This window comes from Wolbachia endosymbiont (group A) of Nomada flava, assembly GCF_964027055.1.
GTDB classification, from domain to species: Bacteria; Pseudomonadota; Alphaproteobacteria; order Rickettsiales; family Anaplasmataceae; genus Wolbachia; species Wolbachia pipientis.
This window is the reverse complement of record NZ_OZ034725.1, coordinates 920,882-936,420: the sequence shown is the minus strand read 5'-3', so window position 1 is coordinate 936,420 and position 15,539 is coordinate 920,882. Positions and strand designations below refer to the sequence as shown.

The following is a 15,539-nucleotide window of genomic DNA, read 5'->3' as shown; positions in this document are numbered from 1 at the left end:
TCATCTACTTACTCAAAGTATTTCCAAGCTTGGTTACTCCTACATCAGAAAGACAAGTTGATACTTTATCCTTTGGTAGGACATTTGTACAAAAGCACTTCTTGCACTTTTCTAAAACATTATTTAACCCAACATTACCACTAAATTCAACTCCTCTTTCAAGACTTGCTGTTATTTCTGGATATGCGTCTTTAATTTCAACACGTATTCTAGCTTGTTCTTTTGAGCCCAAATTTCTTATTTTACCTTCTACAAATGAATCAAATTTTCTAAGAGCGAACTCAACTGCAACTTCTCTACTTGGTATAACTTCTACTCCTTTGCTTATTAAGTTTTGATAGCGTCTACCTGGAGTATCATCTAACGCATCGGCAACACAACTCGCAAGGGCAATATTTTCATTATTTAGGAAATTATTCCAACCAACAGATGATATACTTTGTGGTATGTTGTTATTATCACTTTTTACATTAATATCATCATTCTTATCTGCAATGTTGTATTGAGTAGGTAATCCAGGAATTATAGAGAAAGTGCTAGCTGCTAATTTTTTTGCCCAGGAAATACAATTATTTATCCACGAATATGGTCTTGTGCCACTACTTGCTGCTATCTCATGTTGATTACTTGAATCTATAGCAAGAGTTTTACGTGATAAGTGATTCTGATGACGATTGTGATCTCCATGGTGATGACGGCGTCTGCGTTGTACAGGCTTTTCTCTTTCTTGATTAAGTTTTTCTTCTAAATATTTTACAATGTTACTATGTCCTCTGCCTCTAGCAATATCTAGTGGTGTCCTATCAGCTTCACATTTAGCATTAATATTGGCCCCTTTATCTATCAGGTACTTCACCATATCCAAATGACCGCTCCAAGAAGCCCAGTGCAGTGGTGTATGACCTTGTTTATCAGCACTATTAACTATTATCCCTTTATCGAGAAGAAACTCTATAATATTCCTGTGATCATTTATAACAGCAAAATGTATAGGCTTTCTGCCAAGAATATCCTCAGCATTAACATTAGCTCCCTTACTAGTAAGAAACTTAGCAACATCTAAATGACCTTTCAATGTAGCCCAATGTAGTAATGTACACCCATATTTATCAGTAGCGTTTACATCAACATCTCTCTCAACAAGAAACTTGACCATGTTCAAGTTACCACTCCAAGCATAATAATATGCACCATGCCTATCTTTGCTCACATCCTGAGCAATAAGACCTTTAATTTTTTCAAGATAATTACCTTCTACAGTAGTCAATAATTCTTTATCTAAGTGTGCCTGCATTAAAACTCTTTTTGCATCTGAATTAAAACCAGAACCATCTAGAGGTGTTTTACCATTGTTATCTTTAGCATTAATATCAGCATTATTGCTTATAAGGCACTTCATTGCATCTAAGCGATTGAACCATGAAGTAAGGTGTAGAGGAGTTTTACCATACTGGTCTCTAGCGTTAATATCAACACCTTTATTTATAAGGTATTCTGCCATATCTGAGTAATTATAAATAGAAGCAAAATGTAATAACGTCCAGCCATAACTATCTTTAGTTTCTAAGCTAGTACCTTGACTTACAAGATTTTTGACTTTAATAAGATTATTTTCCAGTACAGCAATCAACAACTCATTATATTTTTTATATAGGCCTGATTGCGCTTGCTTTAAAATTTCTACTATATCTGTGTAACCTTTTTGATCAGCAATATCTAGAGGTGTTTTTCCATCTTTGTCTTTAATATTAACAAGATTAGCTCCTCTACCTATAAGATACTTTGCTACATCTAAGTGACCATTCCAAGAAGCCCAATGTAGTGGTGTCCAACCACTATTATCCTTAATGCTAGCATCAATTTTCTCCTCATCTACAAAATATTTTACTATATCCAGCTTACCGTTGGAAGCAGCGCAGTGTAGAGGAGTTTTACCACTATTATCTTTGACTTCTAAACTATTTTCTTTGCCTATGAGACATTTCATTGTATCGAAGTAACTATTCACAAGATCTGAGGCACTATCTAGAGATGTGTTGCATGAAAAAGTTCTACCATCATTGTATTTTATCTCTAAAATAGCCCATTTGTCTACGAGATATTTTACTATATCTAGCCTACCCTCATAAGCAGCATAATGCATAAGAGTCCAGCCATCATTATACTTAGTGTCTAAACTAGTGCCTTGACTGACAAGATTTTTAACTTTGCTAAGATCACCACCTTGTACTGCAGCTATCAATTGTTTATTCAGACTTAATTGAGTTTGTTGCAAATACTCTACAACATCATCATGTTTTTGACCAGTAGCAACATCTAAAGGTATTTTACTATTCTTGTCTTTAGCATTAATATTAGCCTTTTTATCTATAAGATACTTTACTACATCCAGATGACCACCCCAGGAAGCCCAATGTAGAGATGCCCAACCATTATTATCTTTTATGTTAACATCAATTTTCTTTTCATCTATAAAATATTTTACTACATCTAGCTTACCATTGTAAGCAGCATAGTGTAGGGAAACTCTACCACTATTATCTTTGACTTCTAAACTACTTTTTTCACCTGCAACGAGATATTCTACTACATCTAACTTACCTCCATAAGCAGCACAATGCATAAGAGTCCGGCCATCAATATACTTAGCACCTAAGCTAGCTCCTTGACCTACAAGACTTCTAATTTCATCAAGATTACCATATTGTGCTGCAATCAATAATTCTTTATCTAGTTGCACTTGTTTTAAATACCTTTCTACATCATCGTGTTTTTGATCAGTAGCGGCATCTAGCGGTGTTATGCCACCTTTATCTTGAATGTAAATATCAGCTCCCTTATCTATAAGGTACTTTACCATGTCTAAATGACCATTCCAAGAGGCATAGTATAGAGGAGTGCGACCATCTCTATCAGTATCATCAATGCTCATTCCTTTGCTGAGGAAAAATTCTATAATGTCTTTGTTATTATTTTCAGCAGCAACATGTATGGGTTTCCTGCCAAAAATGTTCTCAACGTTAATATTAGCACCCTTTTCTATTAAAAAGTTAGCAACTTCTAAGTAACCTCTCCATGCAGCAAAATGTAGCGGTGTCCAACCATTTTTGTCAGACTCATTAACATCAACACCTTTCCCAATAAGGTACTTTAGTATATCCAAATTACCACTATAAGAAGCATCACATATAGAGGGACCACAACGATGATCTTTACCCTCTAAACTAACACCATTTTCAACAAGGTATTTAAATATACCAAAGTGACCTTTTAATACAGCATTGCGCGAAGGAGTGTTACCATCTCTGTCTTTAGTATTAACATCAGCTCCTCGATTGACAGAATCTTTTACTTTGCTCATATCTCCAACTTTTGCAGCATCTAGCAATTCTTGATCTAATTCTTCTCTAGCATTACTGACAATATCTCTAACTTTTCTTACAGTAGACCCACAATCTTCAATTATCCACATCCCTTGCAGAACCTGACCTCCTGGAATCCAAGTAAATACTCTACGCCTATCATTGTCATATTTAGCATAATCAGCAGCATATAAATGTTCTTTAAGCTTAACATTCATTATAGAACAGTTGTTACCATCAGGTTTAATCATCCACACATCTCGTGCAACTCTTCCCCCTGAAATCCAAGTAAATACCATTCGTCTATCATTATCATAATTAAAATAGTTACTAGCAGCATACAAGGTTTCATTAAATGCAACATTCACTATATAAAAATTGTTACCATCAGGTTTAATCTTCCACCTAAACTTATCATTTTCTTCATTCTTTGGAGTCCAAGTAAATGCCATTCGTCTGTCATTATCATAATTGAAACATTTGTTAGCAGCATATAAATATTCATCCTGATAAACGTTCTTTATACATACTTTTGAAGCAAATATTGCATTCCTTACTGATTTTGGTAATCTATTTTCTAGCTTTTCAAGGCTAGATCTTGTTTCTAAAGGAACTTTAGGATAATACTTCATCTCCATTGCTTCTTTAATGTAAGAAGCTAACTTAAATATTGCATTATCATTTAGATCACCACTCTTTTGCATTGCATCAAATACAGCTATGTAACCTGAAATCAGCTGACCAATATAACCATGACTGCGTACACAGCTTAATATTTTTTTCGTATCTACTCTTCCATATGCATCATCTACAACTTCTTTAATTATATTATCAAATAAGTTTTTATCAAAATTATAAATTCTATTAGTAAGTTCAGTGGTCGAAGCACTACAATTACTCGATATATTACCATCCAGCTTTCTCTTTGCTTTACTTTTTATTGAATATCTTAACTCTTCTATAAAAGACTTTGCCCACTTTTTTACATTAGATGAAGCATCTACTTGATTTATAATTTCCTTCCTTATACTCTCAATCTTTCCCATCATCTTATCTGGGTCATTACTTTCAGACTCGATATCAACACTCTTATTAAGGAAGAATTTGACCATATCTAGATTACCATTGCAAGCAGCTACACGTAGAGGTGTTCTACCATTATTATCTTCAGCAATAATATTAGCACCTTTATCAACAAGAAGCTTAGCTATATTTAACTTACCTTCTTGAGCAGCCCAGTGTAAAGAATTACAACCATGAATATCTTTGTCTTTAACATTAACGGATCCTCTATTAAAAAGAAGCTTAACCACATCTAATCTACCTTCTTGAATAGCTACATATAAAGGTGTTAATTCGTGCTTATTTTCGGTATCAATATTTCCAATTCTTCTGATTAAGTCTTCAGCTTCACTGATGTTATTTTGTACTATAGCATTAAACATCTGATTTTTTAATACAACCACTTTTTCTTTATTAAGGTCCCCTATAATATCTTCTGAGTTACAAGTAGAAATTATACATTTCGAGTTAGAGAGTATTGTATCATTAAAAGCAAATATCATCTCTCTTGCTGGCTGGTAGGTATTCCAATTCTCTACTTTTATTAGAGTATTATTTTTATGTAATAGAACTAAGCTATCATTAATAACTTCTGCATCAAAACCTAATATAGATTTATCTCTGAAATCGACTAAACCAATATCATTATTATTAATTGGCTGATTATGGTAAATCTGTAATCCTTGTTCATCTGGTTTGTAATATCTGAAAAAATTAGGATTTGTTTCTATATGTTTAAGTTCTAGATTTGCACTATCGATTTTGTAAAATTTATTGTTTATCCGCAATATAATGTATTGATGTTCTGGACTTTTTAAGTAATCAATTAAACCAATAGATAAAGACCATCTGATGCCCTTACTATCTAATATTGTAATATTTTGTATTTCTAAACTGTCTTCCGTAAGATCAGAAATTGGTTTGTTATAGCATTCGTTTATATAATTCCTTTCACCTTCCCTTATATTTATACTATTAATATCCATTACATTTAATTCAGCAAAATCGATAATGTCATAAGGTATGCTTTGATGAAGCACCGCTCTATTTTTTATCTTTAAATTAAGTCTTATAGGAGATGAAAGGGGATCATACTCTAATGTATGATTATATTCTGGTAGTTTGATAATATACTGATATTGCCCTTTTCCCCCTTCTACTATGATGTCTTGATAGTGATTACATTCTATCATATAGCGATTATAATCATACTTTCCTCTATTGTCGTGGTATCTTTGGTAACTACTTGCAAAATCGGAATTATTATAACTGAAATCAACAATTATCTGATCTGAATATACACCACCAATTATCACTTTTTCTGCAGGTATTCCCATGTAATTTTTAGTGACTTCTATTTTAGATACTGGAATGTTTAAATTATTATTGTTAGCAATATCTTTTGTAATTTGGTATGCATTAGGTAACTCTAGATTTAAAATATTTGCTTGTATAAATGCTTTTAATTTTTTTTCACCATTTTGTACAACTTCTCCATCAATATCCTTTCCTAAACCATTTAACTCTTGATACCAGATATCCTTTACTATATCAGATAAAGACTTATCTTGTATTACTACAGATTCTGTTATTCCCTGATATTTTGCTTGAATTACTAAGTTTTTAAAATCATCTATTTTAGTACTCGAAACAATACTTTCCATATCATCAGCTAAAAGATTTAAACTATAGCCACCTTTTCCTATATCTTCACTTATCTCCAACTGTGTAATATTAGCACCTTGAACATCTATTACATCAAAGTTTTCTTTTCCTGTATCACTTAAATCACTCACTATCTTAGCGTTATCACTATTATCATTAACAATAAATATTGTTTGTTTTAACCCTCTATAATGCACATTTTCTTTATTTACTACTCTAACTTCATAATCTTGATCTTGACAATCAAATGAACCCTGATGCACTTCTGTATTTTTTACGTTAATTAACCTTGTTTTACAGTGAGTAGTAATATTTTGTTTGCTATCAGAGTTTGACACATAGTTATACGTATTAACTAATTTTATATTATTACTACCATAATGTATTACTCCTTCATGCAAATCTACTACAACATTATTAGCTTTAACATTCATTACTAGAGTATTTTCTTTTCCTGCTCCACCTTTGAGGGTACCAGACATAGAATTATTAATAATAAAAATAGTTTCATTGTTTTTAGAGCCAATATAACGTATATTACTACCCTCTGGAATATGCATTACTGCTGGATAATTTGCTGCTGCTGTTAACGTTTTTGGCCCTGAAATATATAATATCGATCCTCTAGGAAATGTTTGCTTTTTTGTATTGCCAGGATCTTTCCTTTTCGGATTAGTAAAAATAAAAGGTTCGCCTGAGAGAGTAAAGCTCTCTTGACAGTTTCTATAAATTTTGCCACTGTTACATGGAGCGAACGCATCGTCACCTGTGTGCTTTGTATTGATTATTTTGCTGCATTGAGATTTTTGTATCGGATTTGTTAATGGTGCATCTACAACTCTTAAACCAAGATTTTCATATTCATATTCATATTCATATTTTGTTAGATGAGGGATATGTTTTGCACCTGTATTAACAATATAAACTTTCTTTTCTTCGATCTCTTGATAGCATTGAGGACTATTCTTTATACCACAGATAAACCTTTCCCAACCTTCACTCATAACCAAAGTATAAGGTGTCATAGTCAATATCTTAGAGATATCAATAGAAGACAAATCTCTTTTTACACTAGAAGCTATATTAATCTTGTCAAAAGAGATATCTTTATATTTTTTTTCTAAATCACATGTCCACTTCATCTGCGTCGCACAACCAGGACCATACGATGATGGCATAATACATATAGGCTGTGCACCCATATTTTTAATCACCTCACTATGTTTCTCTTCAATGGAGATTACGTATTGTACAACCGCATCTATGTCATAATTGTCATTTAACAGTTTAATAGCTGCTTCTTTTACGTAAGTTAAATAACCTTTTATTCTAATTGTATCTTCATATTCTTTTTCTACATCTCTTCCTGTAAAAAACTTAATCACCCCTGCAAAAAATACTTCCGCTTGTTCACCACCAGGTAATAGAGGCACTTGCTCTGCTATTGCTTTAGTATACTCCATTCTTTCATGAATTTTTACGCCCATTGTTATCAATACATCAGCAACCATAGTAACTACTGCTGCCCTACCTAAAACTTTGCCTGCAGCAGATAAACCCCTTAAAATCTTAGTAGTAGCACTTACACTTTTTATCGTAAAACTAACCCCTGCACTTATAGGCCTTATGCTCATACTTGCTAGTTTTACACCACTACTTGTTGTCCAATAATAATTTAGTGGATGATTATTACCTTGAGCTATTTCGTTTATACTGTATCCAAATTGATAAGCAATGGTTGCAAATGTAATACTTTGAACTACAGGATTACTGATAACCTTAACAAAAGCTTGACGTGCAGGCCCTGGTATTTTACCAATCAGTTTTCCTACTTTACTACTAGGAGAAATATTTACACTCGTCCTAACATCATCCATAGCATCTAGTATACCATTGATACCAAATACTTGCTTTAAAGCATCATTATCATGCCGTCCAAGTGTTGCTGTATCACCTATACTATCAAGCAAGTCATATATAGCCATAAGGGAGAAAAACTTTCCACCTTTTACTCCTTTTATTTTTGCTGAATCAAATTTATTACGATCAAATGCAATTCCTTTTTCTTTAAGGCTGCTTTCTACATTACTAATATAATCTGCAAAAACTTTTTCACCAAGATCATCAAAATGACTTTTAAACCTGTCGAAAGTATCTTCCCTAACTCCTTTTGCTAATAAATTCTGTTTAATTTCCTTTACAATATCATTGTAATCTTGATTAGTTTGAACATCACCTATGTCTTCAATGTATTTTTTATTCTCTAACAACTGCTTATCATTTGATAGTTGATGTAATTTATCAAAGATTACTTCTTTTCCATCTTGAAATATACTATCTAGCTTTATTCTATAATCATCAATTTTTAAATAATATTCGCTACCTTGCTCTTTAATTTCTTCTATTATAGCATACTCTTTATCGCTGCTTACTTTTAACTTTATCTCAAGATTTTTCTCATCCAGTATATAATTTTCTATACTCTTAATATTTGCAGCATCATCTATCATTAATTCTTTATCATTACCACTATTGTCTTTGAATTTTACATTTACTTTACCACCATCAATCCTCACTTGAGGAGAATCTATTGTTATAATTTTTGTGTCATGAGCTTCAATACCAAATAACTCTTTAATAAGTCTTTCTTTTTCATCCTCTGTAATCTTTTCTTCATCAAACGAATCTATGCAGGCCATACTTACACTTCTTTCTCTTCTTGGCTTTTTACTTGGTGAATACTCCGGCGATGAAGATTTTCTTTTAGAACACTGCCCTACAGTAGGCAACATATGATGTGAACTATGAACTACTCCAACAGGAATAAATCCTTCCTCAGCTGTCCTACTTGTTAAAATAAGTTTATTCGGATTATTAGATCCTTTATCGAAAACAACACCGATAAATTTTACCTCATCACCATCTGTAAGTGTTTTATAGGTAACACCTTCTTTGTACTCTTCATTTATTTGATCATTTGCTTCCCTCAATAAAGCTTGAGCCCCTTTACCCTGCCTTGATGCCTTAAGTTCTAACCCTATTGGAGTGTACTCCTCAGCATTTCCACCTTGAGCCACAAACTTAATACCATGAACTAGCATGTCAATACGTTCCCCTCTACCAGTTTGAAACTCAGTTAAAACTAATGCTCTAGTTTCTGGTGATTCCTGTAATTTTAAGTCACTATAATAACTAAACACTCCATTCAATATTCCATGGAAATGAGCTTCTTTATTAACGAGACTCTTAAAAGGAAAGATTCCTTCTCCAATTTTTTCTAATAATCTACTATATCCTCTTATTGATAAGGATTGGATATCTAGTGCTTTATCAAATGTTTCTTTTAACTCATTAGGATAAGTAACTTCTTTAAAAGTACCTTGAAATCTATTATCTCCGTTGTTGTACTCTTGTAAAGAATTGTATTTTTCAGTCCAAATAGTAAGATATCTTTTAAAATCTGACTTATATCTAGTATCAAAATTAAGATTTAATTCGACTATTTCCCTATTCTCTATTTCCCTATTTAATCTATCAAGAGGAAGCACTTCATTCATCCCGTTCAAAACATCTTTTCTGTTAGCTTCAACAATATTTATTACATAAACCAACTTTTCTGTATTTTCTGGAATAAGCACCATTGTTACAACTGCATGACTCGCATCAAGATTAGCTGACAGCCTCTCCCTGGCTCTTGCAGCTGCTGTACGTCCAAGCCCACGAAGATTAGGATGTACCTCGGTAGGTATATTGTTTCCATAGATAAAAATGTATTTTTTGAAACCAGTTTTTAAATCTTCAATTCTATTTAACAGTAGTGATTGCCCCAGTAAAAACCTGCTAAAATAATGATTATCTCCCTTCTCCGATGTACCAGGAAACGTATGATAAATACGCTCTAAATTATCTTTCACCTGTCCTTTTAATTCTATTGTTCCAATCCTTTGCGTATCCCAGTCATCAGCAGATTTTAGCATATCTTGAAAAAGAGGGATTATTTCTTCTCCACGATTTGATACTTTAATATCAGAGATAGGAGATGGATTATCAAGATTTACACCAACACATAAAATGTTATCCGCAGTAGTTAAAACTCGCTGAACGTTTGGCTGGAAGCCTTGTGCATACTTTTCTGCTTGTTGCAAAGCTTTATCTGGAGTAGCATTAGTACCTGCTCCCGCTTTTAACTCAATAATAATAGGAATAGAGTCTAATGCACGATCAGGACCACGAGCTAGCAGGATAATATCTGCATAACCCCTACCTGCAAATTGCTCTGGATAAACTCTAAGATTATACCTATAGTGGAAATTCATGAAAACGCCTACCATAAATCCATGATGTGCTGCTTCACGTGCACTACTATCATAGGTTAATGAGTTTTCATATTTAGAATGAACTTTACTAATCTCTCTAAGAATTCCCTCAAGAGATTCTTTAGCTGCTTCTTTATCAGAATTAGCAAGTTTTTCTATATCACCTTCTGGATTACTCCATACTCCTTTTTCTATTTCATGAAATTCTTTGCTAGTAGCAGAATCAAGTATCCCTTTAGTTTCCATATTAACAAAAATACCATCCTTTCCTTTATAGATCTGTACTAATCTAGATTCCATTTTACCATTAATTTCATTCTTAATCTCTTCAATTCTATTCTTAATATCTTGTTCAGTCAGTCCCTTAGACGCTATGTTCTCCTTTAATATGCTCTCCAACTCATTAACAGTAAACTGATGGCCACGCTTACCTTCTGAAATGGAAAATAAATCTATATTATTAATAGCGTCTTCAGCATTTCCAATTTGACCATTTTTAACAATAGCTACTTTTAAAGTTTTCGAAGTATCAAAACTAAAATAAATCTTTTTAATATTTAACTTTTCTGCAATCCCTGTATCCAGCAAAGTAGAAAAGCTCCCTAAGAAGAAGTGAGTAAAAAATCCTGCTTTTTCTACAGAGTGTAAATAAGATGGAATCTGATCCACAAATGACTGAAATCTTGTTTCAAAAGATCTAAAATCCTCTTCTTGCTTGCTTGTGCCAACTTCTGTACCTGCTTCTTCTATTAATAACTGTATTAACTCAAAGTCTTGTGGCCTTACTTTACCCATGACTCTTTTTAAGCCTTTTGCAAGCTCTTTATCATTATCAACAATACTTCTTTCAAGACCAAAATTATAATGGTTTCGTTTACCTGGTGCACCAACATGAAATAATTGTATTTGAATATCCCCATTACCATATGGAGGAAGTTGCACTTCACCAGAAACACTAATTGTTGCACTAAGCATCCCACTCATTGCTCTTATTTCAGGTTCACCTCCCCAAGTATTAAGTTTTCTCATGTTTTCTAAGTAATCTTTGAAACTTAGTCCACTTTCACCTTCAACAAAATTTCTAAACTCGCTTTCATGATAACTTATGTGATAAACTACTCGATTGCGAAATACATTTCTTACTAAGTTTGCAAATGTATCATCATAATTCGCAGTACCTAAATTCCGAACCAAACCTCTAATATGATCTAAATTTTGGGTTACAGTTCCATCATTTCCAAATAGTACTTCATACCTTTGTCGAAATAAAGCATCGTCGTTTCTGACGGGTATTAAGTAAGCCATAGTAACAGACCAAAACAAGCAACTACCGTCTCCTGGAACATCGATTCTCTTAATCCGACTTCCACTTTCGGAATCAACATCAGATCTCCGATAACGCTTGAAATGAGGAATTTCTTTAGCTTGCTCTATATATTGTATCTCATCCGATGATTCAGTAATCTTTGAATTAACACCTTCTTTTTTTAAATGATCTGTTGGATATTGTATCTTGAACATAAACCCCCTTCATTATATTATACTAAACCTACTATACCAAGCTTATTATATAACAATTAGAGATATCAATAATAAAAGCTATTTTTACCCATATGCTGGCTTATGTATATAACATTTGTATTATAATGCAACATCTTTTTGACAGAAGCTAAAGTAGTAACAAGAAACCACCACCTGCTTTATAGAATTGCCTTATAATACTTCTCAATCACCCAAACCTAATTGCTCACATGCCTTGCTTAATTTAACCTCAGTTAAGCTAGCAGGCTCTTCAGATCTAGGCTTACCGTATGATGAAAATTTATTTAGTGAATCAACATCTCTTTTCTCTAACACAGATCGTATATACTCCGCTTGCCTAGAATCCATAAATTCTTTGATTTGATCAGGATTAGCCTTATCTAGTATTGCCCATACTGGTACCATATAACCTTTATCAATTAGAGGTACTAATAACCTTCCTTGAAATACGGAATTACTTCTCATCTCTTTATTTAACAATAAGGTACGATGGCTATTAAATCCATCTCTCATCCACATATACATAAAAAGATTTACTCCTTCATCTATACAAGACCTTGAATAATTTTCTAATTCTTTTATATATTTCAACCAAATATAATAATAATCTTCTGAAATACTACTTGGCTTTAAGCAGTCAAACAATTTTTGAAACTGATCAAAGCGAAGTGCACTCTGTAGCGTGCCTAAACTACCATAATAACCATTTTCAGCTAAGTCTCTTTTTAGAAATTCTGGATATTTATCAGGGCTTATCTGGCTGAAACAAAACTCGAATATTTCAGGATAACTATTACAACGACTACCTGCTGCATACACTGCTGTTTTCATGAAGATCTCATCCTTTTTCTGTTCGCTCATCTCACTTTCAGGTAATGATTTTATTTTATTCCAGAAGAATTCCACTGCCTGCTCTTGCTTAAAACTCATAGCACATTTAAGCCCGTACTCATATGGATGACAGCCATCTAAATTTAGTTTAGAGATGTAACCACTGATAAAATGTGACCAAAACTGCGCTAAAAGACCTGACCCGCAACACCTAACTAAGTGCTCATACTCCAATAGACTACTCTTACCTTGAGCTGATAGGCTTTTTTTTCTTTCCTCAAATAAAGCAATAATATCTTCTTCTAGACAGTACCGACAGGCAATAGCATACTTATCAAAGAGATTACCTGAATCTGGCGCAATTAACTTTTTGCCTACCACTTGCCTATCAAGCTTAACTCCACGTAAATTGTCTACTTTTTTCCAACAATCCTCACTAGACAGAACTTGTGCAAGAAAATTACGTCCTTTCTTGCCACTTTTTTGATGTAAACGCCAATTTGCATAGCACCAGCGTTCAATTTGAAAAAGCTTAGATGCTCTATAGGGATCATCCTCTTTAATAGACGAAAATAAAACTTTTGGAATATCTGAACGCAGCATGATCACCTCTCTATCAATGAAAAAACATGGAAACTGTTACATCTAACATACACTATAGTAACTTGATACCATTTGAAGTAAGATATCCCGTTTCTAAGTTTTGTCAATCCTTAATTTGAATTTTTTTTAGACTTGAATAACCTTCGACAAAAGGCGCTTAATAGGTCCAATATATAGTCTTTTATTACTTTTAAATTCTGTTTTTATTATAAGTTTACCTTAATTATTCTTTCTTAGGTAAATTGCTATTAATTTAGCAATACACATCATTAATAACTTAAACAACACAGCCATTTCCAGCACCCAAAACCAGCTAATGAGAGAAGAGTTTTTTTTGGGATCAGCCGGTCTACCAAACGATACATACGAACTTTTTTATATGGTAGTTTCATTATACGCTAAAACTAACCACATTAGCCCATTTCACCCACATCTACATACGAACTATTTTGCCTAAGCTTATGAAAATAATTTAAATCTTCTATTTTTATAACCTTATTTTTACGCGGCTTGTTCTCACAAATATACGACCCTTTTTGCAATCTTAGGAAGAGTCAATAATTCAAATTTTTGTGGCACTAAAATAGGAATTTCTTTAGTTACAGCAAGGTCTATTTTTTCGTAAGTAAAAGTGTTTTACAATTAATTATTAGAATGAAAATATCATACTTGGCTCTCAAGAAATTTCCTGTTGTACAGTGGTAAGGTTTGGAGAAAAAGATTGGCTTGGCAACGATAATTTACTAGACTAAAGTTTATATTAAAATACAAAATGGGGTTGCGGGTATGGAATCTGGTTTGGATCACAATTACAATAAAATACTTGATATATTAAAAGGTGCTATTAAAGGCGACGATAATCAAGTTAAAGCAAGAAAACATCTTAGAGTAGAAAGATGGTTGAGGGTTTATATTCAATTAATTGAAGATTTTGATGAGGGAAAATTAAAATTTTTCTCTGATATATTCTCTGATAATTCTTGTTGGGATGGAGTAAGATTAAAAAATGAAATTGTTGGTGAAAGGTTAACTGAAGAAAAAAATAAAAATGGAAAAGAGAATCCATTAAACATTTCTAAAAGATATTACTTAGCATGTAAATACTGCTTAGAAGGTGAGATACCTAGATTATTTGAGCAAGTATTTATAAAGTTTAAAAATAGTGCATTTGAAGAAGATGTTTCTGATGATGAGCTAAAAGATGAACTTTTGGATCACCATAAAGAGAGTAGCCCTATAAAAGCTTTTTGGTCTTCCCTTATTAATAAACAGATTGGAAAACTAAACGAATATACAACAGTTGAAGGTTTAAAAGAAGCCATACGAGTAAACTCACGTAAAAATTGGGAAGAGGGTATAGAATACTTTTATAATAAATTGCACAGAGATCCTAATATTTCTAGTCAAGATAAAGATGATCTGTTAATTGAAGCAGCTTTATCTGCAGTAAAGGGTTACAAAGAAGTAGACACCATAGAGTTTTGCCTGTCTAAAATGGATGATGAGCAAAAGAAAAAATTACTAGATAGAGATTATAAGGAAAATACTTATTATGCAGTGTTGAATGTGCTAGTAGGTCAGTATTACTTTGATTCTTTTATGGAATTAAGCCGATTGTGTAGTCAGATTGAATGTGAACGTTACACAACTTTTTTATCTTCATTATCAGATCAAGTACTGAAGAATCCAGATCTGTCTGAAGAAACAAAAAAATGTATGATGAATGTTTGGGAACGTATAATAAAATTAAAAACTCAAGACCGCGGGGAGCAATCTATTTCCTCTATTTTTGTAGACTATTCAGTTACATATACAATAGCAAATTTAATTGTGGATCCAAGTAGACAAGGGGTAAGTAAAGAAGAAATATTAGGGAAGATATTAAAGCACGTAAAAGAAATGAGTGGTGAAGAGATGATAAAGGTTAAAGATTCTGTATTAAGTAAAATTCAGTTATTTCATGGGGGTAAAAAATTGCAATTAGGAGAACAAGTATTTTCTAAATTAGCTCAAGAAGCTTCTAAAGAATCAATTTTGCGTGAAGCTGGTGATACTTTGCCACAGTCAAGTCTCAGTACGACTGATACCCCATATAATATAAAATCTTTAGGCCATAGCAAATAGGAGAGTAATATGCCAAGTAATGTCAAGCCGCTTG

The 15,539-nt window shown here is 32.8% G+C and carries 3 protein-coding genes; 1 reads left to right on the top strand and 2 read right to left on the bottom strand.

Annotated features, from left to right (window positions below; all coding sequences use genetic code 11):
* Positions 1-4: 4 nt before the first annotated feature.
* Both AAGD70_RS04895 and AAGD70_RS04890 read right to left on the bottom strand, forming a co-directional pair.
* Entirely contained in the window at positions 5-11,926 is an 11,922-nt protein-coding gene (locus AAGD70_RS04895) for an ankyrin repeat domain-containing protein (protein ID WP_341814068.1), read from the bottom strand.
* 204 nt (positions 11,927-12,130) lie between these two features.
* The gene (locus AAGD70_RS04890) at positions 12,131-13,381 is read right to left on the bottom strand and encodes a hypothetical protein (RefSeq protein WP_341814067.1); all 1,251 of its coding nucleotides are present in this window, start codon (positions 13,379-13,381) and stop codon (positions 12,131-12,133) included.
* A 786-nt stretch (positions 13,382-14,167) separates the two neighbouring features.
* Here AAGD70_RS04890 and AAGD70_RS04885 point away from each other — a divergent pair.
* Positions 14,168-15,505, top strand: coding sequence for a hypothetical protein (locus AAGD70_RS04885; RefSeq protein ID WP_065095437.1), 1,338 nt, complete (start codon positions 14,168-14,170; stop codon positions 15,503-15,505).
* The last annotated feature ends 34 nt before the right edge of the window (positions 15,506-15,539 follow it).

Bases quoted from the DNA above. Each gene is read 5' to 3' on its own strand.
- AAGD70_RS04895 (WP_341814068.1), bottom strand. From the start codon at position 11,926: ATGTTCAAGATACAATATCCAACAGATCATTTAAAAAAAGAAGGTGTT.
- AAGD70_RS04890 (WP_341814067.1), bottom strand. From the start codon at position 13,381: ATGCTGCGTTCAGATATTCCAAAAGTTTTATTTTCGTCTATTAAAGAG.
- AAGD70_RS04885 (WP_065095437.1), top strand. From the start codon at position 14,168: ATGGAATCTGGTTTGGATCACAATTACAATAAAATACTTGATATATTA.